Here is a 23,730-nt window from a genome sequence, read left to right on the forward strand (position 1 = left end):
GGAATACAGCGGGGGAGGGGGCAGGGCAGCGGGGAAAGGTAGCGGGAAGATCGTGCGGGAAATGCCTGGCGCCAGCCGCAAAGCCAGCACCAGCAAGGGATTTCGGTGATCCGGTCAGCGCATGCCGCCAGGCAGCATGCCCTTCATGCCGCGCATCATCTTCATCATGCCGCCACCCTTGAGCTTCTTCATCATCGATTGCATCTGCTCGAACTGCGACAGCATGCGATTGACTTCCTGCACCTGTACGCCGGCGCCGGCGGCGATGCGGCGCTTGCGGGTGGCCTTGATCAGTTCCGGCTTGGCACGCTCCTGCGGGGTCATGGAATTGATGATGCCTTCCATGCGACGCACCTGTTTCTCGGCCTGGTCCATGTTGGCGTTGCCGGCTGCGGCCTGCATCTGCGCCGGCAGCTTGTCCAGCAGGCTGGTGAGTCCGCCCATCTTCTTCATCTGCGACAGCTGGGCCTTGAAGTCATTGAGGTCGAACTTGCCGCCGCCCTTGATCTTGTTGGCCAGGCCTTCGGCGGCTGCCATGTCCACGCCCTTGCGGGCTTCCTCGACCAGGGCCAGGATGTCGCCCATGCCGAGGATGCGGTTGGCCATGCGCGAGGGGTCGAAGGCTTCCAGACCGTCCAGCTTTTCGGCCACACCGGCAAACTTGATGGGCTTGCCGGTGATGTGACGCACCGACAGTGCCGCACCACCGCGGGAATCACCATCCAGCTTGGTGAGCACCACGCCGGTCAGCGGCAGGGCGTCGCTGAAGGCCTTGGCGGTGTTGATGGCGTCCTGGCCCAACATGGCGTCAACCACGAACAGGGTCTCGATGGGCTTGATGGCGGCGTGCACGGCGCGGATTTCGTCCATCATGGCCTGGTCGATACCCAGACGGCCGGCGGTGTCGACGATCAGCACTTCGTGGTGATGCTTCTTGGCGTAGTCCAGCGCCGCCAGGGCGATATCGACCGGCTTGTCGGTCGGCTGGCTGGGGAAGAAGTCGGCGCCGGCCTGGCCGGTCACCGTCTGCAGCTGGCCGATGGCGGCCGGGCGATAGACGTCGGCCGATACCGTCAGCACCTTCTTCTTGGTGGTTTCGCGCAGGTATTTGGCCAGCTTGCCGACGGTGGTGGTTTTACCGGCGCCCTGCAGGCCTGCCATCAGGATGATCGCCGGCGGCTGCGTGGCGAAGTTCAGTTGCGAGGCTTCCGGGCCCAGATCGGCGCCCATCAGGCTGGCCAGTTCGCGCTGTACCACGCCCACCAGGGCCTGGCCGGGAGTCAGTGAACCGATGACTTCCTCACCCAGGGCTTTTTCCTTGACCTTGGCGATGAATTCGCGCACCGCCGGCAGGGCCACGTCGGCCTCCAGCAGGGCCAGGCGCACTTCGCGCAGCATCTCGGCGGTATTGGATTCAGTCAGTCGCGCCTCGCCGCGCATGGTTTTGACGACTTTGGCGAGGCGTTGGGTCAGGTTGTCTAGCATGGTGATATCTGCAAATGAGTGGATGGCCGCGGGCCAGGACTTGAGCGGCAAGGTGGCGCCGCAGGCGACGGGCAATCCTGCATTTTAACCGAAGAGCCCTGCTGCGCCCGCGTCGGCAAGCGGGCCTGCAGGCCCAGATGGGGCTGCTACGTAAAATTAACAGCTTGTACAGGCCGTCCTCTTTGTGTATACATGGGCGCTGACTCATGGGCGCTGACTTTCCGAGCGCAAATAATAATCAAGGCCAGCCGCCATGCAGCGGCGGCCAACGCCATCGAGACAGCCGGCCCGGCATCGCCGCCGCCGGCCCGCCGCATCAAGAACGATACACACAAGAGGAGAGAGGAAATGCACAAGAAACTGATCGCCCTGGCCCTGCTGGCAAGCGCCGGCTTTGCGACCGCCAGCCATGCCGCAGACGATGTGATCCGTCTGGGCAACCTGAAGTTCGCCCATTATGGTGCGGTGTCCTACATCAAGGAGATCGCGCCCAAGTGCGGCATCAAGGTCGATGAAAAGGTCTTTGCCAAGGGCCCCGACGTGATGCAGGGCATCCTGGCCGGCGAGCTCGACGTGGGTACCACTGCATCGGAAGCTGCCATCTCGGGTCGCGCCAACGGCGCACCGATCTATGTGGTGGCCGGCTTCGCCAAGGGCGGTGCGCGTCTGGTGGCGGGCAAGGACTCGGGCATCAAGTCGGTCAAGGACCTGAAGGGCAAGAAGGTCGGCGTGACCCGTGGCGGCATCCATGAAGTGCTGCTGGACGCCGAGCTGGGCCAGAACGGCCTCACCGCCAAGGACGTGACCATCGTCTACCTGGCCTTCGCCGACCTCAACCAAGCCCTGCTGGGCAAGAACATCGACGCCATGATGCAGAGCGAACCGCAATCCTCGCAGGCCATCAACAAGGGTTTCGGCGTGGAAGTGATGAAGCCCTACGACACCCCCATCGGTGAGCCCTACCGCACCATGGTGATGACCGAGAAGTTCTACACCGAGAAGCGCCCGCTGGCCGAGAAGTTCATGCGCTGCTTCCTGGAGGCGACCAAGACCTTCATCGACAAGCCGGAAGTGGCCGAGAAGTACGTGCGTGAAGTGATCTTCAAGAACCAGATCAGCAAGGAAGACTTCTACGACGCCATCGGCAATTCGCCCTACGCCTACGACATCACCGTCGAGCACATCCAGGTCACCACCGACACCATGGCCAAGTACGGTACCGGCAAGATGGCCAAGCCGCCCGTGGCCAAGGATTGGGTGAAGACCGATCTGCTGGAGCAGGCCAAGAAGAGCATGAACCTCAAGTAAGAAGGGGAATCCTGCATGGCAAAGAACAAGAATGGCAGCTTCCTCCAGGGGTTGCTGGTGCCGCTGGTGGTGATCGCCCTGTGGGAGGGGGCCTCCCGCGCCGGCTGGATCAACCCGCAGATCCTGCCCTCGCCCTGGGCGGTGCTCAAGAAGTGGGGCGAATACGCCTCGCCGCTGAAGCCCTATGACCCCGAGGCCGGCAGCTGGCTGGCCTGGGTGTTCTCGGGTGAACTGGTGATGGACGCCATCGGCAGTCTCTATCGCGTGGTGGCAGGCTTCCTGATCGGCGCCGGCCTGGCCTTGCCGCTGGGCCTGCTGATGGGGTCGAGCCAGCGCATCTATGGCCTCATGAACCTGACGGTCCAGGTGATCCGCCCGATTCCGCCGATTGCCTATATCCCGCTGGCCATCCTGTGGTTCGGGCTGGGTAATCCGCCGGCGTTGTTCCTGATCTCGCTGGGGGCCTTCTTCCCGGTGCTGATGAACACCATCGCCGGGGTGCGCCAGGTCGACAGCATCTACCTGCGTGCCGCCCGCAACCTGGGCGCCAGCCAGTCCACGCTGTTCCTGCGGGTGATGTTGCCGGCAGCGGTGCCCTACATCCTCTCGGGGGTGCGTATCGGTATCGGCACGGCCTTCATCGTGGTGATCGTGGCCGAGATGATCGCCGTCAGCAATGGCCTGGGTTTCCGCATCATGGAAGCGCGTGAGTATTTCTGGTCGGACAAGATCATCGCCGGCATGATCACCATTGGCCTGCTGGGCCTGGCCATCGACCTGGGCATGAGCCGCCTCAACAATTACATGCTGCGCTGGCATCGCGGGCTGGAGAACTGACATGAACCAAGCCAATTCTTCGCCCCGCATCCGCGTGCAGGGCGTGCACAAGGTCTTCAAGACCGATGACCGCGAAGTCGTCGCCTTGAAGGATATCAACCTGGACATTCCCGACGGTCAGTTCGTCTGCCTGCTGGGGCCCTCCGGCTGCGGCAAGTCCACCTTGCTCAATGCCATCGCCGGCTTCGCCCTGCCGTCCACCGGGGAAATCCTCACCGATGGCAAGGTGGTCAGCGAGCCGGGGCCGGATCGTGGCATGGTGTTCCAGGAATATGCGCTCTTCCCCTGGATGACGGTGGAGCAGAACGTCGCCTTCGGTCTGCAGATCAAAGGAACGCCCAAGGCCGAGATCGTCCAGCGCGTGACCCAGTTGCTGGACAAGCTGGGCCTGATCGACTTCCGCACCCGTTTCCCCAAGGACCTGTCGGGCGGCATGCGCCAGCGGGTGGCGATTGCCCGGGTGCTGGCGCTGGATTCGCCCATCATGCTCATGGATGAGCCCTTCGGTGCCCTGGATGCGCTGACCCGTCGCAACCTGCAGGACGAATTGCTGCGGATCTGGGACGAGTTCAAGAAGACCATCGTCTTCGTCACCCATAGCATCGAGGAAGCGATCTACCTGGCCGACCGCATCGTGGTCATGACCTACCGTCCCGGTACGGTCAAGCGTGACATGCTGGTGAACCTGCCGCGGCTGCGCGATCCGGCCGATCCCGACTTCAATGCCTTGAAGCGTGAGCTGGGCCAGTTGGTGATGGAAGAGCAGCAGCGCCATCACAATGCCGAGATGAAGGCCGCGGCCGTCGATTGAGGGCCGAGGTCCGCCTCTGGACACGGCAGGCCAGTCCTGCCGTGTCGCATTTGCGGGGACCCTCTGCACGGTTTGTCTGACCAGGCGCAACCGGGTCGTCGGCCGAGATAGTGTAAACTTGGGCGATGCAAACTTATTTTTTCATCCTGGCTGCGCTGCTCTACCTGGCATGCGCCTTCATGCCCTCGCAGCGGCGCATGCCGATCTCGCTGGGCATCGTGGTTGGCTGGATGCTGCATGGTGGGGCACTGCTGTCGGACATGTTCGCGCCCGACGCCGTGCGGGTGGGATTTGCGGTCATGCTTTCTTCCACGCTGTGGATTTCGGTGGCCGCCTACTGGCTGGAAAATCGCAATTTCTCGCTCGACAGCATGCGCGTGCTGGTGCTGCCCGTGGCGGCACTGTCGGTGATCCTGCCCAGCGTCTTCCCCGGCAACCTGGTGGCGCTGGCCGGCAAGTCGGACTGGTTCCTGGCGCATATCGCCATCTCCATCCTGGCCTACAGCACCCTGACCATTGCCGCCTTCCATGCGGTGCTGATGGTATTGCAGGAGTCGCGCCTGCATACCCGCCCCGGGCCGACTGCCCAGGCCAGCTGGTTCGGCCTGGCGCTGGACCGGCTGCCGGCGCTGCTGACCATGGAAAAATTGCTGTTCCGCCTGATTGCCTTCGGTTTCGCGTTGCTGACGCTGACCGTGCTATCGGGCGTCGTCTTTTCCGAGCAGTTGTTCGGGACGCCATTCAGGTGGGACCACAAGACGGTCTTCACCATGCTGTCCTGGCTGCTGTTCGGCCTGCTCCTGGCCGGCCGTCGCTGGCAGGGATGGCGGGGGCGGACTGCGCTCAGCTTCACGCTGGCCGGCTTCGCCATCCTTTTATTGGCTTATGTGGGCAGCCGGTTCGTGCTTGAAGTCGTGCTGCATCGGGTACTGACATGAAATATCTGATCTGGCTGGTCGTGTTGCTGGCCGTGGTGGTGTGGTTCCAGCGCGCCAAGAAATCCATGCTGGCCGGCAATGACGCGGCCGGCGAGGGCGAGGCGGGTGCCGAACCCGGCATGCCGCGCCCCAAGCCCTCGCGTTTCCGGCGTCGCACCGACAGCAATGTCGAGACCATGGTCCAATGCGCCCATTGCGGCATCCATTTCCCCGCCTCGGAAGCGGTGGTGCATGCCTCGGGCGCCTATTACTGCTCGGAAGAGCATCGCCGCCTGGCTTCCTTCTGAGCCATGAGCGCGCCCATCACCGAGGCTGATACCTGGAATACCTGGGATATCGACGACGAGGGCTGGTGCCGGCAAGCCCGTCGCGAGCCCTCGCCCAACTGCGATGAGCGGCCGGCGGGCGTGGTGACGGATCTGCTGGTGATCCACAACATCAGCCTGCCGCCCGGCCAGTTCGGTGGCCCTTATATAGCAGACCTGTTCTGCAACCGTCTCGACTTCGATGCCCATCCCTATTTCGACCAGTTGCGGCCGTTGCGGGTCTCGGCGCATTTCCTGATCCGCCGCGACGGCGAGGTCGTGCAGTTCGTCCCCGCTCACCGCCGAGCCTGGCATGCCGGGGTGTCGGTCTTCGATGGCCGTGAGCGCTGCAATGACTTTTCCATCGGCATCGAGCTGGAAGGGACCGACTTCGAGCCCTTTGCCGAGGCCCAGTATCCGGTCCTGGCGAAGCTGTCCCAGGCCCTGGCCACCCGCTATGGCCTCACCTCTGTCGCCGGTCACGAACACATCGCGCCGGTGCGCAAGACCGATCCCGGTCCCTGTTTCGACTGGGACCGCTATCGGGAGGAAATGATGAAAATCATTAACGGGGCGCAATTGCGCTTCCCTCTTGGGCTACACAAAAGTCAAGCTTCCACGGACGAAAAATTCTAGAAATAGCGGTTGCATCATCAAAGTGGCGCCACTAGAATTAGTCCCAATCGATGTTTTGATACTAGATGTAGTGTTCTGGTGAACTTATTTTTGTACAAGGGTCTTCATCCACAGATGGCCCGTTTCGGCAGTGCTTCAGAAGGTGAAAGACCCACGAGGCAGTAACCAAGTACGACAACGCCCGCGGTTCATCCTTCTTTTATTTCCGTCGTTCCACTCATCAGGTTCAAGCAGTTTTTGCGTCAGCATGAATGTCCACGCAAGGGATAGTCATTGTGCGGCGCTTCCGTCGTTTTCCAATCCCTGCAGCCGGGATTGAATTGTTTAGTTATTAGCAACGCAGGCGATCACCCCGCTCGTCTGCTCCATGTATCCAGGAGGCTAAGTGCGCTCAACCCAAGAAATTTCCGTCAAATCGCCTGCCCCGTTTGGCGTGTCCGCCGAGCTGGAAGGCTCCGCTGAAGGCCAGACCGTCGTATCCCAGTCCGCTGGTCTGGGCGAATACCGCATCATCCGCCGCAACGGCGCCGTGGTCGGTTTCGAGCCCTCCAAGATTTCCATCGCCGTGACCAAGGCCTTCCTGGCCGTCAACGGTGGCCAGGGCGCGGCCTCGGCGCGCGTGCGCGAGATGGTCGAGCAACTGACCGCCAACGTGGTGTCGGCGCTGGTGCGTCGCCAGCCCGCCGGCGGCACTTTCCATATCGAAGACATCCAGGACCAGGTCGAGCTGGCCCTGATGCGCTCGGGCGAGCATGACGTGGCCCGCGCCTACGTGCTGTACCGTGCCAAGCGCATGGAAGAGCGCGCCCAGCAGGGTGCCGCCAACAAGACCGAAGTGGTCGCCCCGCAACTGCACGTGACCGAAGATGGCCAGAGCCGCCCGCTGGAGATCGCCGAAGTGCGTGCCCTGATCGACGCCGCCTGCGTCGGCCTGGACGGTCATGTCGATGCGGATGCCATCCTCGCCGAGACCGTCAAGAACCTGTACGACGGCGTGCCCGTCGAAGAGCTGTACAAGTCCGCCATCCTGGCTGCCCGCGCGCTGATGGAAAAGGACCCGGCCTACAGCCAGGTGACCTCGCGTCTGCTGATGCATACCATCCGCAAGGAAGTCTTCGGCAAGGAAGTGGCGCAAGCCGACGCACCGGCCGAGTACCTGGAATACTTCCCGCAATACGTCAAGAAGGGTATCGACGCCGAGCTGCTCGACACCAAGCTGGCCCAGTTCGACCTGGCCAAGCTGGCTGCTGCCATCAAGCCCGAGCGCGACCTGCAGTTCGGCTACATCGGCCTGCAGACCCTGTATGACCGCTACTTCCTGCACATCAGCGGTACCCGCATCGAAATGCCGCAGGCCTTCTACATGCGCGTGGCCATGGGCCTGGCGCTCAACGAGATCGATCGCGAAGCCCGCGCCATCGAGTTCTACGACCTGCTGTCGTCCTTCGACTTCATGAGCTCGACCCCGACCCTGTTCAACTCGGGTACCCTGCGCTCGCAGCTGTCCTCGTGCTACCTGACCACCGTGGCCGACGACCTGGACGGCATCTACGAAGCCATCAAGGAAAACGCCCTGCTGGCCAAGTTCGCTGGCGGTCTGGGCAATGACTGGACCCCGGTGCGCGCCCTGGGCGCCCACATCAAGGGCACCAACGGCAAGTCGCAAGGCGTGGTCCCCTTCCTGAAGGTGGTCAACGACACCGCCGTGGCGGTCAACCAGGGCGGCAAGCGCAAGGGTGCAGTCTGCGCCTACCTGGAAACTTGGCACATGGACATCGAGGAATTCCTCGAGCTGCGCAAGAATACCGGCGACGACCGCCGCCGCACCCACGACATGAACACCGCGAACTGGATTCCCGACCTGTTCATGAAGCGCGTGATGGAAAAGGGCGAGTGGACCCTGTTTTCGCCCTCCGACACCCCGGACCTGCACGACAAGTTCGGCCGTGCCTTCGAAGAAGCCTACACCGGCTATGAAGCCAAGGCCGCCCGCGGCGAGCTCAAGCTCTTCAAGAAGGTCCAGGCCAACGACCTGTGGCGCAAGATGCTGTCGATGCTCTTCGAGACCGGCCACCCCTGGATCACCTTCAAGGATCCCTGCAACATCCGTTCGCCCCAGCAACACGTGGGCGTGGTCCACAGCTCCAACCTGTGCACCGAGATCACCCTGAACACCAACGACAGCGAAATCGCGGTCTGCAACCTGGGTTCGGTGAACCTGCCGGCGCACCTGGTCAATGGCGAGCTGGACCATGCCAAGCTGCAAAAGACCATCCGCACCGCCATGCGCATGCTGGATAACGTCATCGACATCAACTACTACGCCGTCAAGAAGGCCCGTGATTCCAACCTGCGTCACCGTCCGGTGGGCATGGGCATCATGGGCTTCCAGGACTGTCTGCACATCAAGCGCGTGCCGTACGCCTCGATGGACGCCGTCGAGTTCGCCGACCGCTCCATGGAAGCCGTCTGCTACTACGCCTACATGGCCTCCACCGAACTGGCTGAAGAGCGTGGCCGTTACGCCTCCTACCGCGGTTCGCTGTGGGATCGCGGCATCCTGCCCCAGGACTCCCTGAAGCTGCTGGCGCAAGAGCGCGGCGGCTACCTGGAAACCGACACCACCGAGACCCTGGACTGGGCTGCCCTGCGTGCGCGCATCGCCGAACACGGCATGCGCAACTCCAACTGCGTGGCCATTGCGCCGACGGCGACCATCTCCAACATCATCGGCGTGTCGGCCTGCATCGAGCCGACCTACCAGAACCTGTACGTGAAGTCGAACCTGTCGGGCGAATTCACCGAAATCAACGAGTACCTGGTGCGCGACCTGAAGGCCCGTGGCCTGTGGGACGAAGTGATGGTCGCCGACCTCAAGTATTTCGACGGCAGCCTGGCCAAGATCGACCGCATCCCGCAAGACCTGCGTGACATCTACGCCACCGCCTTCGAAGTGGATCCGTCCTGGCTGGTGGAAGCCGCCTCGCGTCGCCAGAAGTGGATCGACCAGGCCCAGTCGCTGAACATCTACATGGCCGGCGCCTCCGGCAAGCGTCTGGACGAGACCTACAAGCTGGCCTGGCTGCGCGGTCTGAAGACCACCTACTACCTGCGCACCATCGGTGCCACCCACACCGAGAAGTCCACTTCCCGCGCGGGTGCATTGAACGCCGTGGCAGTCGACGGCGGCGCCGGCAGCATGGCTTCGGCCTCGGGCAATGCGGTTCCGGCCGCCCCCATCGCCTCGGCTGCCAGCGCTTCGGCGGCCTACGTGATGCCGACCCCGGGCGCTTCCATCGAAGCCGATGGTCCGGTCTGCACCATGCGTCCGGGCGACGCCGGCTTCGAAGAGTGCGAGGCCTGCCAGTAAGCAACCCGGGTGGGGGCCGGGATGGCCTGCCGATGAGGATGATCAAGGTCGTCCGAGATGCCGGCAGCTACACTGTCCCCCAGCCCCACCCAACCTAGTCGGCGCATCGCGGTGAACTTCACCGGATGCGCCGTTGTCACCTGATAGATACCCGGAACTCCGCCGAGCCAGTGCCACCGGCCGGCAGCTCCCGACACAGTAAAGAGGAACCACAGATGCTTTCTTGGGATGATGAAGCCAAGCCGACCCAGGCGCCGCGCACTCCGAACATGGCGCAGCCGCAGTTGCAACCTGCCTTCGGCAACGTGCAGCAGTCCAATGCTGCGCTGAACCCGGCGCTCATGGCCGGCAAGGCCGACGCGGTCGATACCACCCGTCGCGTCAACGCTGCCGACAAGCGCATCATCAACGGCCACACCGACGTCAACCAGCTGGTCCCCTTCAAGTACAAGTGGGCCTGGGACAAATACCTGGCCGGCTGCGCCAACCACTGGATGCCGCAGGAAATCAACATGCAGCGCGACATCGAGCTGTGGAAGAATCCGAACGGCCTGACCGAGGACGAGCGTCGTCTGGTCAAGCGCAACCTGGGCTTCTTCGTCACCGCCGACTCGCTGGCCGCCAACAACATCGTGCTGGGCACCTATCGCCACATCACCGCACCCGAGTGCCGCCAGTACCTGCTGCGCCAGGCCTTCGAGGAAGCCATCCACACCCACGCCTACCAGTACATCGTCGAGTCGCTGGGCCTGGATGAAGCCGAGATCTTCAACGCCTATCACGAGGTCGCTTCGATCCGCGACAAGGACGAGTTCCTCATCCCCTTCATCGATACGCTGACCGATCCCGAGTTCAAGACCGGCACCATGGAGAATGACCAGAAGCTGCTGAAGTCGCTGATCGTCTTTGCCTGCATCATGGAAGGTCTGTTCTTCTACGTCGGCTTCACGCAGATCCTCGCGCTGGGTCGACAGAACAAGATGATGGGCGCGGCCGAACAGTACCAGTACATCCTGCGTGACGAATCGATGCACTGCAACTTCGGCATCGACCTGATCAACACCGTGAAGATGGAGAACCCGCACCTGTGGACTCCTGAATTCCGTGAAGAGATCAAATCGTTGTTTTTACGCGCGGTGGAGTTGGAATATCGTTACGCAGAGGATACAATGCCGCGAGGCGTGCTCGGGTTGAACGCCACCATGTTCAAGGGCTACCTGCGATTCATCGCAAACCGCCGCGCACAGCAAATCGGATTGGACCCGCTGTTCGCACAAGAAGAAAATCCGTTCCCGTGGATGAGCGAGATGATTGATCTGAAGAAGGAGCGCAACTTCTTCGAGACCCGAGTCATCGAATACCAAACCGGGGGCGCGCTGAGTTGGGAATGACGTGCAGTCTCGAAGTACTCTTCCGCGAGACAGGATGCACAACGGTGGTCGGGTAGCTTGCAAGATACCCGGCCGCTGAAACTGAAAGGCATACGCCAAATTAATGAACAGTCAGAGACCGAACCATTCTTCTCTGTTATCGCCGCTTAACCCCATCGTGTCGGGTCAGGCGGCTTTTCCTTTGAAAAACGCCGAAGTTTTTCAGGAACGCGATTCCGACGCTAGCGTTTGAACACGCTGGCGTTTTTTTTGGTGTCGCGCCTGCTCCCGTAGTCGACTTCATCCTGCGCCATTGCGCGGGCACTACCGGAGGGGCGTCGCCAAGATAGCTGAAGCGCTGCATAGGTGAGGGGATGCAGCAGTTCAGCTGGTGCCGAATTCATTAGCGCAAGCGACAGGCTGCTTGTGCCGATGAATAACCCGCCCGCGTCATCGCGATGTCGCTTGCGGGTTGCTTATATCAAGCTTGATTTTTTCCATTCACGTGAAGAAGGAGAAACAAAATGGCAACAGCAGCAAAGAAGCCCGCGGCCAAGAAGCCGGCGGCAAAGAAGGCAGCAGCCGCTAAGGAAACCACCAAGAAGGTCGTCGCGGCTACTGCCAAGAAGACCGTAGCGAAGGCCGCCGCCAAGCCGGCAGCTGCCAAGAAGGCAGCCGCTCCGAAGGCAGCAGCCAAGAAGGTTGCAGCTCCGAAGGCCGCCGCCAAGAAGGCAGCCGCTCCGAAGGCAGCAGCCAAGAAGGTTGCAGCTCCGAAGGCAGCAGCCAAGAAGGTTGCAGCTCCGAAGGCAGCAGCGAAGAAGGTTGCAGCCCCGAAGGCAGCAGCCAAGAAGGTTGCAGCTCCGAAGGCAGCCGCCAAGAAGGCAGCAGCACCGAAGGCAGCCGCCAAGAAGGTCGCAGCTCCGAAGGCAGCCGCCAAGAAGGTCGCAGCTCCGAAGGCAGCCGCCAAGAAGGCAGCAGCACCGAAGGCAGCAGCAAAGAAGGTCGCAGCTCCGAAGGCAGCCGCCAAGAAGGTTGCAGCTCCGAAGGCAGCCGCCAAGAAGGTTGCAGCTCCGAAGGCAGCCGCCAAGAAGGTCGCAGCCCCGAAGGCAGCCGCCAAGAAGGTTGCAGCTCCGAAGGCAGCAGCCAAGAAGGTCGCAGCTCCGAAGGCAGCCGCCAAGAAGGTTGCAGCTCCGAAGGCAGCCGCACCGAAGGCAGCAGCTCCGAAGGCAGCCCCCAAGAAGGCCGCCGCTCCGAAGAAGGCAGCCGCCAAGCCGGCAGCTGCAGCACCGGCCGCCAAGACCGTGCTGAACCCGGCCGCCGCATGGCCGTTCCCGACCGGCGCTGGCCGTCCGTAAGATCGGCGCGCGTCCCGTCTGAGTCCTTCAGACGAAAAGCCGCTGTATGGCATGCCGCCATGCAGCGGTTTTTTTATACCCGCATTGCGGGCCGCAAGGCTCTGGCAATCACGAGGGATGGCACAATATATGAAGGATCGTGCATGCCCGCCTCTGCCCCCGACGCTGGTTCGGTGCATGGCGTGAGGATTGCACCGATGTCGCATGCACTCTAGTATGTGCCCTGCCTCTCACTGATGGAGAACCCTGTGCTGCATAGTATTTTCACGATGATCGTCAATGCCGTTGCCAGCATCCTGGCCGGTGTCATGCTGCTGCGTTTCTGGATGCAGGTCGTGCGCGTGCGTCCGCCGCAATCGGTGGGCCAGTTCGTCTACCAGCTCTCGGACTGGCTGGTACGCCCCCTGCGCCGGGTGCTGCCGGGTGGGACCTATGACTGGGCATCCCTGCTGGGCGCCTTCATCATCGTGCTGCTGTCCATCATCGCCATCCTCGGACTGCAGACCAATTTTGATTTCAAGCTCATCCTGCTCATCGCGCTGGAGCGCTTCTTCGAATGGATCTGCTATGGCTTCATGGCCACGCTGATCATCGAAGCCATCTTCAGCTGGGTCAATCCCTATGCGCCGCTGGCGCCTTTCGTGCGCGCGCTCAACGAACCACTGCTGCGCCCATTGCGCCGTATCATCCCGCCCCTGGGTGGCGTGGACCTGTCGCCGCTGGTGCTGCTGATCCTGCTGCAGATCGCCGTGCGGGTGGTCAGCGGTCTGTTGTTCGGAGCGGTCTGACGATCCTCGTTGATCATCGCTGGGACGAAAAAAGAGCCGGACTTGTCCGGCTCTTCTGTTTTGTAGCGCTGCGCCGGGGCATCGAAGACACGGCGGGCATCATCGTCATTGCCCCGGTCAGCGTTTCTGCCGGTCCGCCCACTGCTGCAGTGCCTGCATCGTGTTTTCCACGTGCTTCTCCGGATTCATGTCGGTGTATTCGTAGAGGATGGCATGGTCGGGCGTGATCACGTAGGACGTGCGGCTGGCATAACCGGTCACCTTCATGAACTGCGCGTCATAGGCCTTCATGATCTTCTTGTCGACATCGGCCGCCACGGCGAATTTGCTGCGGCATTCGCTGACCGAGAACTTGTTGAGGGTCTCGATATCGTCACCGGACACGCCAATCACCGTCGCCCCCAGTGCCTTGTAGCGATCCACCGCCTCGGCGAAGAGGTGGGCTTCGATGGTGCAACCCGAGGTGAAGGCCGCCGGGTAGAAATACAGCACCACCGGGCCCTTCTTGAGCGCGGCCGAGAGCGAGAAGGTCGAGACCTGTCCACCCAGCGAGGCCGGCGCCGAAAACTCGGGGGCCTTGTCGCCGGGTTTGAGTGCCGCCAGCGCCAGCGGTGAAGCCAGCGTCACCGCCAGCAGCGCGCCGCCGGCAATCAGGCCGCGCAGGAAGAGACGTACCGGGCGCGGCGAGGATGAATGGTCTGGCATGATCGATCTCCTGGTCTGTCTTGCGAATGGCCTGTGCAGAGGCGACGTGCGTTCCGGTCTCAACCGAAGCGGTAACCGAAAGCCTTGTGGAAGCGCTCTTCGATCTCGGCACGCGAGGGCGCATGATTCTGCGGACCTTGCGACGCGATCTTGATCGAGCCCATCAGGCTGGCCAGGCGACCGGTGGTTTCCCAGTCATAGCCTTCGGTCAGACCGTACAGCATGCCGGCGCGGAAAGCGTCGCCACAGCCGGTGGGGTCGGCGATGCGGTCAGCCGGCACGCAGGGGATATCGAACTTCTGGCCAGCCACGAAGATTTCCGCGCCCAGTTCGCCACGGGTGACCACCAGGGCCTTGGTCCGTTCGGCGATCTGCGTCAGCGTCAGCCCGGTACGGGCCGTCAGCAGCTCGGCTTCGTAGTCGTTCACGGCAACATAGGTGGCCAGGTCGATGAAGTTCTTCAGGTCATTGCCGTCGAACATGGGCATGCCCTGGCCCGGATCGAAGATCAGCGGGATGCCGAGTTCAGCCGCCTGCTGTGCGTGCTGCAGCATGCCGTCGCGACCATCCGGCGCCACGATGGCGAACTTGACCGGGCCGGCATCGGCGACCTTGTTCTCATGCGACCAGGTCATCGCGCCCGGGTGGAAGGCGGTGATCTGGTTGCTGTCGGCATCGGTGGTGATGAAGCATTGCGCGGTGAACGAGTCCTCGATCTGGCGCACGCAGCGGGTAGAGATATCCAGTGCCGCGAAGCGTTCCATATAGGGCGCGCTGTCCAGGCCGACGGTAGCCATCACGATGGGCTCGCCCCCCAGCAGCTTCAGGTTGTAGGCGATGTTGCCGGCGCAACCGCCGAATTCGCGACGCATGGTCGGGACCAGGAAGGATACGTTGACCTTGTGCAACTGGTCGGCCAGCAGTGCTTCGGCAAAGCGGCCCTCGTATTGCATGATGTTGTCGTAAGCGAGAGAACCGCAGATCAGTGAGCTCATGGAGATGGCCGCCGGGAAAAGTGAATGATGCCGCATTGTAGAAGAAAAGCGGCACGCAGGCAGCACCTCACGGTGCAAGGACAGGCCGGAGACAGGGCCGGATCAGGGATAGAACAGGTAGATGCGATACCCCGACACCAGCGCATCCTTGAGCTCGAAGTTGAGCTTGATCTGGCGCTCGCTGTCAGCGGCCAGGCCGCTGTCGATCAGGCCGGCATCGGCGAGATAGTCGCGTGGACGGAAGACCTTTCGCACCACGGCCTTCTCGTCATCGTTGTTGAGGGTGAGTTCGATGTGCGGCCAGGCCTGGGCGCTGGTGCCGCGATTGCGCATCACGATGGACAGCGCATAGACGTTCTGGTTGGGCGGCACCACCTGCAATTCATTGGATTCCAGCGAGAGCCGGTCGATCTCGGCCGGTAATCCCACCGTGCAATGCAAGGCGACGCACATGCCATTGAGCATGGGGCGCAACACCGGCACCGAGGCCGCCAGCGGGTTGCGCCAGTAATAGAGCGATTGCAGCAGCAGCACCGGCACCATCACGCCGGCCAGCACCATCATCAGCATCTTCATCGCATGGCCGACGCGCGCCTTGCGCTCGGCACGCTTGACGAAACCGGGCTCGTCGGCCGCCTGCTGCTCATCGGCGGTAGCACGATCCTCGATTTCCAGGCTCTCTTCGCGCTCGAGCGGCGCGGACTCGACGTCGTGAGTGACATCTGCCGATGCTGGCGGCGTTTCATTGTCGATCCTGAAGACGGCCGCAACCTCGGGCGGTGCCGCCAGGTCTTCAGCCGGGTCGGAGGAGCGACGTAGCAGGGCGCCGGTATCGAGGTCTTCGTCCGCGGCAGGCCCGGTCTGATCCGGCTTGTCGTTGTCCACAGGCTGGGACAGCTTCAGGGGCGCGCCGAGATCGGGGATATAGCCCGGGCTGGCGGGGGAGCGGAACACCTTGGGTTCCGCGATCAGCGGAATGGCGGCCGTGGTCGGGGGCGCCGGAGTTGCCGGTGTCGCTGGGGTCTGCGCCATCGGTGGTGCTGCTTCTGATGCAGCAGGTGCCACCGGCAACCTGACCTCGGGTAGCGGGTCGGGCTGGGGCTGGAAAGAGGGGGAGGCCGAGGGCGGGTTGCGCCTGGCTGTGATGGCGGGCGCTGCTGATGCAGTGGTCGCTGCAGGGAGTGCGCCGGCCTGCGCCTTGCTGCCCGGAACCGGCTGGTAATGACCGTCGGCGATGCTGGGCTCGACCAGGAACTCATTACCGTTGAAGACTTCGCGGCAACTGCCGCAGCGTACCAGTCCGTTACGCAGCTTGAGCTGGTCGCTGGCGACCCTGAAGATGGTCAGGCAGTGCGGACACTGGGTCGCCAACGCCATGGATTACTCCGGCAGGTGGCCTGCCAGCGCCACCCAGCCTTCATGCTCCGCCCATACCGAGAGCGTGATGTAGGGCGCATAGGCGGCGATGACCTCCGTGGCCTGGCGCGCCAGCACGCCCGACAGCACCAGGGACCCACCGGCACGCACGCGGCCAGCCAGCATGGGCGCCATCAGTTGCAGCGGGCCGGCCAGGATATTGGCGACCACGACGTCGAACTTTTCACCTTCCGGGTAGGCCTGGGCGAAGGGTTCTGGCAGATAGTAGGTCGCGCTGCAGTGATTGCGTTCGGTATTGTGGTGGGCGGCTTCCAGCGCCTGCGGGTCGATGTCCACGCCGATGACCTGGGGAACGCCGATCTTGGCCGCGACCAGCGCCAGGATGCCCGAGCCACAACCGTAGTCCAGCAGGGTGCGGGCACTGGAGGCATTGCTTTCCAGCCATTCCATGCACAGCCGGGTGGTCGGATGGCTGCCAGTGCCGAAGGCCAGACCGGGGTCCAGTTCCAGCACGAGAGCATCGGGATCGGCCGGCGCTTCGTGCCAGCTCGGCACGACCCAGATGCGCTGGCCGATGTGGATGGGCTCGAACTGGGATTGCGTCAGGCGCACCCAGTCCTGCTCTTCCACGTTACGCGTCGCAAAGGGCAGGGCATAGTCCAGGCCGATGGCCTTGGCCGCATCGGTCACGATGGCGGCGTGGTCGGCATCCTTGCCGGCCAGCGCCACCACGCGGCTGCGGTCCCATGCGGCTTCCTCCGGCTCCATTCCGGGCTCGCCGAAGAGCGGACGCTCGGCGTCCGTCCCTTCGTCCGCATCTTCCACCGACACCGACAGGGCGCCAGATTCCATCAAGGCGTCGGACAGTGCCTCCGCCTCTTCCCGCGCCACTTCGATGACGATTTCTACCCAAGCCATGTGCCTGCCTTTGTTGTTGCGTGATGTTGCATGATGTTGCGCGTTGTTGCTTGTTGTTGCGATTGGAGCGTGCTTACTTCTTCAGCGACTTTTCCGCATCCGGCGCCGTCGGACGTTCCGACAACTTATGTTCCAGATAATGGATATTGGTTCCGCCTTCGAAGAAACGGGCATCGACCATCAGCTCGCGGTGCAGCGGGATATTGGTCGAAATGCCTTCCACCACCATTTCCGACAGGGCGATCTGCATGCGACGGATGGCCTGTTCGCGGGTGGCGCCGTAGGCGATCACCTTGCCGACCATGGAATCATAGTTGGGCGGCACGAAATAGCCGGAGTAGGCATGCGAATCGACGCGGATGCCAGGACCGCCCGGCACGTGCCAGGAAGTGATGCGGCCCGGCGAGGGGATGAACTTGAACGGGTCCTCGGCGTTGATGCGGCACTCGATGGCGTGGCCCTTCAGCTCGATGTCGCGCTGGCGGTAACGCAGCTTTTCGCCGGCCGCGATGCGGATCTGCTCCTGCACGATGTCCACGCCGGTGATCATCTCGGTGACCGGGTGCTCGACCTGCACGCGGGTGTTCATCTCGATGAAGTAGAACTCTTCGTTTTCGTACAGGAATTCGAAGGTGCCGGCGCCACGGTAGTTCATCTTGCGGCAGGCTTCGGCGCAGCGTTCGCCAATCTTCTCGATGATCTTGCGCGGGATGCCCGGTGCCGGTGCTTCCTCGATCACCTTCTGGTGGCGGCGCTGCATGGAGCAGTCGCGCTCGCCCAGCCAGATGGCTTGCTTGTGCTCGTCGGCCAGGATCTGGATTTCCACGTGACGCGGATTTTCCAGATACTTCTCCATATAGACTTCCGGATTGCCAAAGGCGGCACCGGCTTCGGTCTTGGTCATGGTCACGGCGTTGATCAGCGCCGCTTCCGTATGCACCACGCGCATGCCGCGACCACCGCCGCCGCCCGCGGCCTTGATGATGACCGGATAGCCGATCTTGCGGGCGATCTGGACGATTTCCTTGGGGTTGTCCGGCAGCGCGCCTTCCGAACCGGGCACGCAGGGCACGCCGGCGCGGATCATGGCCTGCTTGGCCGAGACCTTGTCACCCATCATGCGGATGTTTTCCGCGCGCGGGCCGATGAAGACGAAGCCGGACTGTTCCACGCGCTCGGCGAAATCGGCATTTTCCGACAGGAAGCCATAGCCCGGGTGGATCGCCTGGGCATCAGTCACTTCGGCCGCGCTGATGATGGCCGGCATGTTCAGGTAGGACAGCGCGGAAGGGGCCGGGCCGATGCAGACCGACTCATCGGCCAGCTTTACGTACTTGGCTTCGCGGTCGGCCTCGGAGTGCACGACCACGGTCTTGATACCCAATTCGCGGCAGGCGCGCTGGATGCGCAGGGCAATTTCGCCACGGTTGGCGATGAGGATTTTTTCAAACATAACAGGAATGGGACGTCGCCAGTTCAAGCGTTATAGGTTCCGGAGGAGGGCCGTATCCGAAAGGACCACCGACCCTGCCGACCAGGCCAGGGACTGAATGCGATCAGCCCAGCACGAACAGCGGCTGGCCGAACTCGACCGCCTGGCCGTTTTCCACCAGGATCTGCTTGACCACGCCACCCTTGTCGGCGTCGATCTCGTTGAGCAGCTTCATGGCTTCGATGATGCACAGGGTGTCGCCTTCCTTGACTTCCTTGCCCACTTCCACGAAGGCCGGAGCGCCCGGTGCCGAGGAGCGGTAGAAGGTGCCGACCATGGGCGACTTGACGATATGACCTTCCGGCACGGCAGCTGCAGCCGGCGCGGCCGGCGCAGCGGCGGCCACCGGAGCGGCTGCCAGGGGGGCAGCGGCCGGGGCATAGGCCTGCTGTTGCGGCACCATCACCACCTGGTTCTGCGCATTCGGGGACGACTTGACGATCCTGACCTTGCTTTCGCCTTCGGTGACTTCCAGCTCTTCGATCGCCGATTCAGCAACCAGGTCGATCAGCGTCTTGAGTTTTCGTAAATCCATTTGAATCCCTCGGAATGTAGATAAGTAGTATTAGAGAAGCGCCAGCGCTCTGTCGCGGCCGGCAGGTTCAGTCAAGGTCTTGCAGTACGTGAAACGATCCGTTCGGGACGGGGCGGGCCCGACGTCAGGATTGACGCAGCCAATGGTCCACGGCCATGCGATAGCCGTCGACACCGAAGCCGCACAGGACTGCCCGGGCAATGCCGGACAGGTAGGAAAAATGCCGGAACTGCTCACGCTGGTGGATATTGGAGATATGCACCTCGATGAAGGGAATCGCCACCCCGGCCAGCGCATCGCGCAGCGCCACGCTGGTGTGGGTCAGTCCACCCGGGTTGATGATGATGCCGTCCACCCCTTCGTGACGGGCCTGATGGATGCGGTCGATCAGCGCACCTTCATGGTTGCTCTGGAACGCGACCAGGGTCGCACCGGCGGCCCGGGCCTGGTCTTGCGCGCGCTGCTCGATATCAGCCAGCGTGGTGGATCCGTAGACTTCCGGCTCCCGGGTCCCGAGCAGATTCAGGTTCGGGCCATTGAGCAGGAGAAGCTGTTTTGCCATGGAGATTAAGCTCCGTTTGACGACGATGCGCGCATTTTGCCGTCAAATGGCATCATTTGGCAAGAAAAACTTTCTTTTCACGGATTTGCAGTCGCGCATGCATTTGCGCCAGCGTGGCTCTATCAGAGCTTGGAGAGGTCGGCACGCAGTTCATCGAACTTGATGCGACCCAGGTAGACCTTCTTGACTTTGCCGTCCTTGCCCACCAGAGCGGTGAAGGGGAGACCGCCTGCCTGATTGCCGAATTGCCGCAGCAAATCGGTGGCGCCGGTTCCGGCAACGAAGAGAGGATAGCGGATTTGGTACTTTTGCGCAAACTTGGCGATATTTTCCTGACTATCTACGCCAATTCCCAGAATTTGCACCGGCGCGATTTCCTGCTGCAAGGCTGTCAGCTCGGGCATTTCCTCCACGCAGGGGCCGCACCAGGTGGCCCAGAAGTTGACCACCAGCGGCCGACCCTTGTACTGCGCCAGCGACTGGGTCTGGCCGCTGGCATCCGGCATGGATTGCGACAGCAGCTGATTCAGCGCCAGCGTCTCGGGTGAGTCGGCGGGGTGGGCGCGATGGCTGGCATAGATGCCCACACCCACGCAAATCACGGCAACGACGGCCAACAGGATCACATTTTTCAGTTTCTTCATCACACGTCTTCTTCTGAAGTGGTCTCGATCAGTTGCGTCAGGGCGGCGGCATCGCCCCGGTCCGCACGTTTTCCAGGCGCCACGCGCAGGCTGCCGCGCAGATCATTTTCGTCGTACAGGGCCAGGTGCGCCAGTTCCGGATCGGCGCCGCGCTGGGGCAGCAGGAAGCTCAGGGTCTCGACCGCCTGACCGGTGCGGAAGTGCGCGGTCTCGCCGACCTCGAAGTTCACATTCTTGTTGAGCAGGAAGATTTCCACATCCTTGGCGCTGGGCGAGAACAGCTGCAGGTGGATGTCCGAATGTTCACCTGCGGTGCCATTCCAGACTGCACCGGTGATGTAAGGATTGAAATGTTGCAGATCTTGCATCAGCTGCAGCGCTACCCGGCGCAGGTGCAAGAGGCGCGCCGGCTGGGTGTCGGCAAAGAAGAGTTCATTGTAGATACGCACTTCTTCTTCGATCTGCTCGTTATCGGGCATGATCTCGCCCCTGGCCTTCTGGTTGCCCAGGATCTGGCGGGCGGCCTTGCGCTTGGCGCTGCCATAGTCGGCGCCGTCCTCGGCGATCATGCGGGCGGCGGCGGCGGCAATCTCGGCGCGCAGTTGCTCGGTGGGGGAGGTGAATTCGAATTCAGACATGGCCGCCATGATACTCGTTAGCGGTGGGGCCCGCCGCCTCAGGTAAAATCTCGGGATTACACCCCAAGATTCGCTATGCACATACATATCCTCGGCATCTGCGGCACCTTCATGGGCGGTCTGGCCGTGCTGGCCAAGCAGGCCGGCCATACCGTGACCGGCTGCGATGCCAATGTCTATCCGCCGATGAGCACCCAGCTGGAAGCCCAGGGCATCACCCTGATCCAGGGTTTCGAACCGTCCCAGGTCGAGTTGAAGCCGGACCTGTTCGTCATCGGCAACGTGGTCTCGCGCGGCAACCCCCTGATGGAAGAGATCCTCAATCGCGGCCTGCCCTATGTCTCCGGCCCGCAATGGATGGGCGAGAACATCCTGCAGGACAAATGGGTCCTCTCGGTGGCCGGCACCCACGGCAAGACCACCACCTCGGCCATGCTGGCCTGGGTGCTGGAGCATGCGGGTTACCAGCCGGGCTTCCTGATCGGCGGGGTGCCGATGAACTTCGGGATCTCGGCGCGCCTGGGCAGCGACGGCCAGGGGGGACCTTCGCCCTTCTTCGTCATCGAAGCCGATGAGTACGACACCGCCTTCTTCGACAAGCGCAGCAAGTTCGTCCATTACCGCACCCGCACTGCGATCCTGAACAATCTGGAATACGATCACGCTGACATCTTCCCCGATCTGGCTGCTATCGAGACCCAATTCCATCATCTGGTGCGTACCGTGCCGGGCATCGGCCGGCTCATCGTCAATGGCCGCGAACCGGCATTGCTGCGCGTGGTGGCACGCGGTTGCTGGAGCGAACGCGAGGACTTCGGCGTGGCCCAGGACCAGCCGGGCTGGTCGCTGCAGACCCACGAGGACGGGCGCTTCGATGTCTTCTTCGAGGGCCAGCTGCAAGGCACCGTGGTCTGGGAACTGACCGGCGAGCACAACCGCATGAACGCCCTGGCGGCCATCGCCGCCGCCCGCCATGTGGGTGTGCCTGCAGCCCAGGCCATCGAGGCGCTGGGGGCTTTTCAGAGCGTCAAGCGGCGCATGGAACTGCGCGGCAGCGCCAATGGCGTGGCTGTCTATGACGATTTTGCCCACCATCCGACCGCCATCGCCACCACCGTGGCCGGCCTGCGCAGGAAGGTCGGTGACGCCCGCATCCTGGCCGTGTTGGAGCCCCGTTCCAACACCATGAAGCTGGGCACCATGAAGGAAGCCCTGCCCGGCAGCCTGGCCGAGGCCGACCTGGTGTTCGGCTTCGGTGCCCGCTCCGGACGCGACGCGCTGGGCTGGGACCTGGCCGAGGCACTGGCGCCGCTGGGCCAGAAGGCAGCCGCCTTCGATGAGCTCGCTACCCTGGTGCAGGCCGTCAAGGCCGCCGCAAAGCCGGGCGACCACGTGCTGGTGATGAGCAACGGCGGGTTCGGCGGCGTCCACCAGAAGCTGCTGGACGCGCTGGCATGATCCTGTATCTGCACGGTTTCCGTTCCTCGCCGCAATCCTTCAAGGCGCGGGTGATGGGGCAGCGCATGGCCGAGCTGGGCTTGCAGGACGACTACCACTGCCCGCAACTGCCGGCTTCGCCCGCCGCAGCCATCGCCCTGGCCGGGGCGCTGGTGGCCGGTGTCGACCCGGCGCAGCTGACTGTCGTCGGGTCTTCGCTGGGCGGCTTCTATGCCACCTGGCTGGCCGAACACCTCGGTTGCCGCGCCGTACTGCTCAATCCGGCGGTCAAGCCGCCACGCGACCTGGAATCCTATGTCGGCGTGAGCACCCAGTATCACTCCGACGAACCCTTCGAATTCAAGCACGAATACATCGCCGAACTGCGCTCGCTGGTGGTCCCGGCCATCAGCCGCCCGCAGCGCTACCTGCTGTTGGCCGCCACCGGCGACGAAGTGCTGGACTGGCGCGAGATGGTGGCCCATTACCCGGGTGCGCGTCAGATCGTCATCCAGGGGAGCGACCACGGCATGGCCGAATTCGTGGACTACCTGGACGAAGTGCTGGCTTTCTGCGGTGTCGCGCCTGCGGGCAAGGTGCTGCGTTGATGCGATGTGTCCCGCGCAAGGCGCGCTGGATGGCGCACCCGCAGGCGCTGGCAACGCTGCTGGCCACCGAGGGCCAGCGCATGCGCTGCGTTCGTGCCTGGCTGGCCGACCCCGGTTCCATGACCCTGAAACTGAAGGCCCGTACCGACGCCTTCAGCGTGCGCCTGTTGCGCCAGCGGCCCGCCGTGATCCTGGCCGATGAGCACGAGGCATTGGGTTTGCCCGCGCGCAGCCGGGTGGTCGAGCGCGACGTGATCCTGCATTGCGACGGCCTGCCGGTGGTGTTCGGTCACACCGTCATGTCCACCGGCTCGGTGAAATCCGACTGGCCTTTCTTCAGCAAGCTGGGCAATACGCCGCTGGGCGCCAACCTGTTCTTTGATCCGCTGGTCGGGCGCCGCCCCATCCAGTATGCTCGCCTGAGGTCCGGCCACCCGCTGATGCGCCGCATCGCGCAGGCCCTGCCGCAGACCCCGCTACCGACCACCCTGCTGGCACGCCGCTCCCTGTTTACGCGGCGCGGCGGGATATTGATGGTCACCGATGTTTTCCTGCCGGCACTGGAGGCGCTGATGCGTCCGGTGCCGGCCCATGTACCAGATTGAGAAGCGATAGA

The 23,730-nt window shown here is 62.9% G+C and carries 22 protein-coding genes and 2 pseudogenes; 13 read left to right on the forward strand and 11 right to left on the reverse strand.

The window, feature by feature from the left end; translation table 11 throughout:
- Window positions 1–114: 114 nt before the first annotated feature.
- A complete protein-coding gene (gene ffh / locus HBH1_RS18015) occupies window positions 115–1,485 on the reverse strand; it encodes a signal recognition particle protein (RefSeq protein WP_077235900.1) in 1,371 nt (456 codons plus the stop codon).
- 348 nt (window positions 1,486–1,833) lie between these two features.
- Between ffh and HBH1_RS18020 the strand changes: the two genes are divergently transcribed.
- The 8 genes from HBH1_RS18020 to HBH1_RS18055 all read left to right on the forward strand — a co-directional run bounded on the left by HBH1_RS18020 (window position 1,834) and on the right by HBH1_RS18055 (window position 11,081).
- The gene (locus HBH1_RS18020; protein ID WP_102663855.1) at window positions 1,834–2,793 is read left to right on the forward strand and encodes an ABC transporter substrate-binding protein; all 960 of its coding nucleotides are present in this window, start codon (window positions 1,834–1,836) and stop codon (window positions 2,791–2,793) included.
- A gap of 15 nt (window positions 2,794–2,808) precedes the next feature.
- Entirely contained in the window at window positions 2,809–3,630 is an 822-nt protein-coding gene (locus tag HBH1_RS18025; RefSeq protein WP_006713230.1) for an ABC transporter permease, read from the forward strand.
- A 1-nt stretch (window position 3,631) separates the two neighbouring features.
- Window positions 3,632–4,441: an ABC transporter ATP-binding protein gene (locus tag HBH1_RS18030; protein ID WP_006713231.1), complete on the forward strand. Its 810-nt coding sequence runs from the start codon at window positions 3,632–3,634 to the stop codon at window positions 4,439–4,441.
- A gap of 125 nt (window positions 4,442–4,566) precedes the next feature.
- Window positions 4,567–5,379, forward strand: coding sequence for a cytochrome C assembly family protein (locus HBH1_RS18035; RefSeq protein WP_006713233.1), 813 nt, complete (start codon window positions 4,567–4,569; stop codon window positions 5,377–5,379).
- Window positions 5,376–5,666: a PP0621 family protein gene (locus tag HBH1_RS18040; protein ID WP_006713235.1), complete on the forward strand. Its 291-nt coding sequence runs from the start codon at window positions 5,376–5,378 to the stop codon at window positions 5,664–5,666. Before HBH1_RS18035 ends, HBH1_RS18040 begins: the two co-directional genes overlap by 4 nt.
- A 3-nt stretch (window positions 5,667–5,669) precedes the next feature.
- Window positions 5,670–6,320, forward strand: a complete 651-nt coding sequence (gene ampD / locus HBH1_RS18045; RefSeq protein WP_102663856.1) for a 1,6-anhydro-N-acetylmuramyl-L-alanine amidase AmpD — start codon at window positions 5,670–5,672, stop codon at window positions 6,318–6,320.
- Between the two features lie 385 nt (window positions 6,321–6,705).
- Window positions 6,706–9,690, forward strand: a complete 2,985-nt coding sequence (locus HBH1_RS18050) for a ribonucleoside-diphosphate reductase subunit alpha (protein ID WP_006713238.1) — start codon at window positions 6,706–6,708, stop codon at window positions 9,688–9,690.
- Window positions 9,691–9,905: 215 nt separating this feature from the next.
- Window positions 9,906–11,081, forward strand: a complete 1,176-nt coding sequence (locus HBH1_RS18055; protein WP_006713240.1) for a ribonucleotide-diphosphate reductase subunit beta — start codon at window positions 9,906–9,908, stop codon at window positions 11,079–11,081.
- 455 nt (window positions 11,082–11,536) lie between these two features.
- On the opposite strand, the pseudogene HBH1_RS25655 reads toward HBH1_RS18055, so the two are convergent.
- Window positions 11,537–11,878 (reverse strand): annotated as a pseudogene (locus tag HBH1_RS25655) (hypothetical protein); the annotation flags it as partial.
- A gap of 45 nt (window positions 11,879–11,923) precedes the next feature.
- Here HBH1_RS25655 and HBH1_RS25660 point away from each other — a divergent pair.
- Window positions 11,924–12,415, forward strand: a pseudogene (locus tag HBH1_RS25660) (histone H1-like repetitive region-containing protein); the annotation flags it as partial.
- A gap of 248 nt (window positions 12,416–12,663) precedes the next feature.
- Window positions 12,664–13,203 (forward strand): YggT family protein, encoded by a 540-nt coding sequence (locus HBH1_RS18065; protein ID WP_006463601.1) that lies wholly within the window; start codon window positions 12,664–12,666, stop codon window positions 13,201–13,203.
- 117 nt (window positions 13,204–13,320) lie between these two features.
- Here HBH1_RS18065 and HBH1_RS18070 read toward each other — a convergent pair whose 3' ends face one another.
- The 9 genes from HBH1_RS18070 to HBH1_RS18110 form a co-directional block, all read right to left on the reverse strand.
- On the reverse strand, window positions 13,321–13,908 hold the full coding sequence (locus tag HBH1_RS18070) for a peroxiredoxin (protein ID WP_102663858.1): 588 nt from the start codon (window positions 13,906–13,908) through the stop codon (window positions 13,321–13,323).
- A gap of 59 nt (window positions 13,909–13,967) precedes the next feature.
- Window positions 13,968–14,903 carry a carbohydrate kinase family protein gene (locus tag HBH1_RS18075; protein ID WP_102663859.1) on the reverse strand — a complete coding sequence of 312 codons (936 nt, stop codon included), beginning with the start codon at window positions 14,901–14,903 and terminating at the stop codon, window positions 13,968–13,970.
- Window positions 14,904–15,005: 102 nt separating this feature from the next.
- Window positions 15,006–16,280, reverse strand: coding sequence for a DUF3426 domain-containing protein (locus tag HBH1_RS18080; protein ID WP_102663860.1), 1,275 nt, complete (start codon window positions 16,278–16,280; stop codon window positions 15,006–15,008).
- 3 nt (window positions 16,281–16,283) lie between these two features.
- On the reverse strand, window positions 16,284–17,198 hold the full coding sequence (gene prmA / locus HBH1_RS18085; RefSeq protein WP_102663861.1) for a 50S ribosomal protein L11 methyltransferase: 915 nt from the start codon (window positions 17,196–17,198) through the stop codon (window positions 16,284–16,286).
- Window positions 17,199–17,271: 73 nt separating this feature from the next.
- Complete coding sequence (gene accC, locus HBH1_RS18090) at window positions 17,272–18,651, reverse strand: acetyl-CoA carboxylase biotin carboxylase subunit (protein WP_006463606.1); 1,380 nt, start codon at window positions 18,649–18,651, stop codon at window positions 17,272–17,274.
- 103 nt (window positions 18,652–18,754) lie between these two features.
- Window positions 18,755–19,225: an acetyl-CoA carboxylase biotin carboxyl carrier protein gene (accB, locus tag HBH1_RS18095; RefSeq protein WP_102663862.1), complete on the reverse strand. Its 471-nt coding sequence runs from the start codon at window positions 19,223–19,225 to the stop codon at window positions 18,755–18,757.
- 124 nt (window positions 19,226–19,349) lie between these two features.
- A complete protein-coding gene (aroQ, locus tag HBH1_RS18100; protein WP_102663863.1) occupies window positions 19,350–19,787 on the reverse strand; it encodes a type II 3-dehydroquinate dehydratase in 438 nt (145 codons plus the stop codon).
- Window positions 19,788–19,909: 122 nt separating this feature from the next.
- The gene (locus HBH1_RS18105; RefSeq protein ID WP_102663864.1) at window positions 19,910–20,431 is read right to left on the reverse strand and encodes a TlpA family protein disulfide reductase; all 522 of its coding nucleotides are present in this window, start codon (window positions 20,429–20,431) and stop codon (window positions 19,910–19,912) included.
- Window positions 20,431–21,078, reverse strand: coding sequence for a hypothetical protein (locus tag HBH1_RS18110; RefSeq protein WP_102663865.1), 648 nt, complete (start codon window positions 21,076–21,078; stop codon window positions 20,431–20,433). Before HBH1_RS18110 ends, HBH1_RS18105 begins: the two co-directional genes overlap by 1 nt.
- Before the next feature lie 66 nt (window positions 21,079–21,144).
- Between HBH1_RS18110 and mpl the strand changes: the two genes are divergently transcribed.
- Genes mpl through HBH1_RS18125 form a run of 3 tightly spaced genes read left to right on the forward strand, consistent with a single transcriptional unit; the run spans window position 21,145 to window position 23,719 of the window.
- Window positions 21,145–22,527: a UDP-N-acetylmuramate:L-alanyl-gamma-D-glutamyl-meso-diaminopimelate ligase gene (gene mpl / locus HBH1_RS18115; RefSeq protein ID WP_102663866.1), complete on the forward strand. Its 1,383-nt coding sequence runs from the start codon at window positions 21,145–21,147 to the stop codon at window positions 22,525–22,527.
- Window positions 22,524–23,114 carry a YqiA/YcfP family alpha/beta fold hydrolase gene (locus HBH1_RS18120; protein WP_102663867.1) on the forward strand — a complete coding sequence of 197 codons (591 nt, stop codon included), beginning with the start codon at window positions 22,524–22,526 and terminating at the stop codon, window positions 23,112–23,114. Before mpl ends, HBH1_RS18120 begins: the two co-directional genes overlap by 4 nt.
- Window positions 23,114–23,719 carry a chorismate--pyruvate lyase family protein gene (locus tag HBH1_RS18125; RefSeq protein WP_102663868.1) on the forward strand — a complete coding sequence of 202 codons (606 nt, stop codon included), beginning with the start codon at window positions 23,114–23,116 and terminating at the stop codon, window positions 23,717–23,719. The genes HBH1_RS18120 and HBH1_RS18125 overlap by 1 nt, the downstream gene beginning before the upstream one ends.
- Window positions 23,720–23,730: the final 11 nt, after the last annotated feature.

Origin of the sequence: Herbaspirillum sp. BH-1 (assembly GCF_002870055.1) — a bacterium.
Taxonomy (GTDB): Bacteria; Pseudomonadota; Gammaproteobacteria; order Burkholderiales; family Burkholderiaceae_D; genus Herbaspirillum; species Herbaspirillum frisingense.

Excerpts from the sequence above, each read along its gene's own strand:
- HBH1_RS18030 (WP_006713231.1), top strand. The coding sequence starts at position 3,632 with ATGAACCAAGCCAATTCTTCGCCCCGCATCCGCGTGCAGGGCGTGCAC.
- HBH1_RS18120 (WP_102663867.1), top strand. The coding sequence starts at position 22,524 with ATGATCCTGTATCTGCACGGTTTCCGTTCCTCGCCGCAATCCTTCAAG.
- HBH1_RS18070 (WP_102663858.1), bottom strand. The coding sequence starts at position 13,908 with ATGCCAGACCATTCATCCTCGCCGCGCCCGGTACGTCTCTTCCTGCGC.
- HBH1_RS18105 (WP_102663864.1), bottom strand. The coding sequence starts at position 20,431 with ATGAAGAAACTGAAAAATGTGATCCTGTTGGCCGTCGTTGCCGTGATT.
- ffh (WP_077235900.1), bottom strand. The coding sequence starts at position 1,485 with ATGCTAGACAACCTGACCCAACGCCTCGCCAAAGTCGTCAAAACCATG.
- accB (WP_102663862.1), bottom strand. The coding sequence starts at position 19,225 with ATGGATTTACGAAAACTCAAGACGCTGATCGACCTGGTTGCTGAATCG.
- HBH1_RS18075 (WP_102663859.1), bottom strand. The coding sequence starts at position 14,903 with ATGAGCTCACTGATCTGCGGTTCTCTCGCTTACGACAACATCATGCAA.
- aroQ (WP_102663863.1), bottom strand. The coding sequence starts at position 19,787 with ATGGCAAAACAGCTTCTCCTGCTCAATGGCCCGAACCTGAATCTGCTC.
- HBH1_RS18125 (WP_102663868.1), top strand. The coding sequence starts at position 23,114 with ATGCGATGTGTCCCGCGCAAGGCGCGCTGGATGGCGCACCCGCAGGCG.
- HBH1_RS18055 (WP_006713240.1), top strand. The coding sequence starts at position 9,906 with ATGCTTTCTTGGGATGATGAAGCCAAGCCGACCCAGGCGCCGCGCACT.
- ampD (WP_102663856.1), top strand. The coding sequence starts at position 5,670 with ATGAGCGCGCCCATCACCGAGGCTGATACCTGGAATACCTGGGATATC.
- HBH1_RS18035 (WP_006713233.1), top strand. The coding sequence starts at position 4,567 with ATGCAAACTTATTTTTTCATCCTGGCTGCGCTGCTCTACCTGGCATGC.
- accC (WP_006463606.1), bottom strand. The coding sequence starts at position 18,651 with ATGTTTGAAAAAATCCTCATCGCCAACCGTGGCGAAATTGCCCTGCGC.
- HBH1_RS18110 (WP_102663865.1), bottom strand. The coding sequence starts at position 21,078 with ATGGCGGCCATGTCTGAATTCGAATTCACCTCCCCCACCGAGCAACTG.
- prmA (WP_102663861.1), bottom strand. The coding sequence starts at position 17,198 with ATGGCTTGGGTAGAAATCGTCATCGAAGTGGCGCGGGAAGAGGCGGAG.
- HBH1_RS18080 (WP_102663860.1), bottom strand. The coding sequence starts at position 16,280 with ATGGCGTTGGCGACCCAGTGTCCGCACTGCCTGACCATCTTCAGGGTC.
- mpl (WP_102663866.1), top strand. The coding sequence starts at position 21,145 with ATGCACATACATATCCTCGGCATCTGCGGCACCTTCATGGGCGGTCTG.
- HBH1_RS18020 (WP_102663855.1), top strand. The coding sequence starts at position 1,834 with ATGCACAAGAAACTGATCGCCCTGGCCCTGCTGGCAAGCGCCGGCTTT.
- HBH1_RS18025 (WP_006713230.1), top strand. The coding sequence starts at position 2,809 with ATGGCAAAGAACAAGAATGGCAGCTTCCTCCAGGGGTTGCTGGTGCCG.
- HBH1_RS18040 (WP_006713235.1), top strand. The coding sequence starts at position 5,376 with ATGAAATATCTGATCTGGCTGGTCGTGTTGCTGGCCGTGGTGGTGTGG.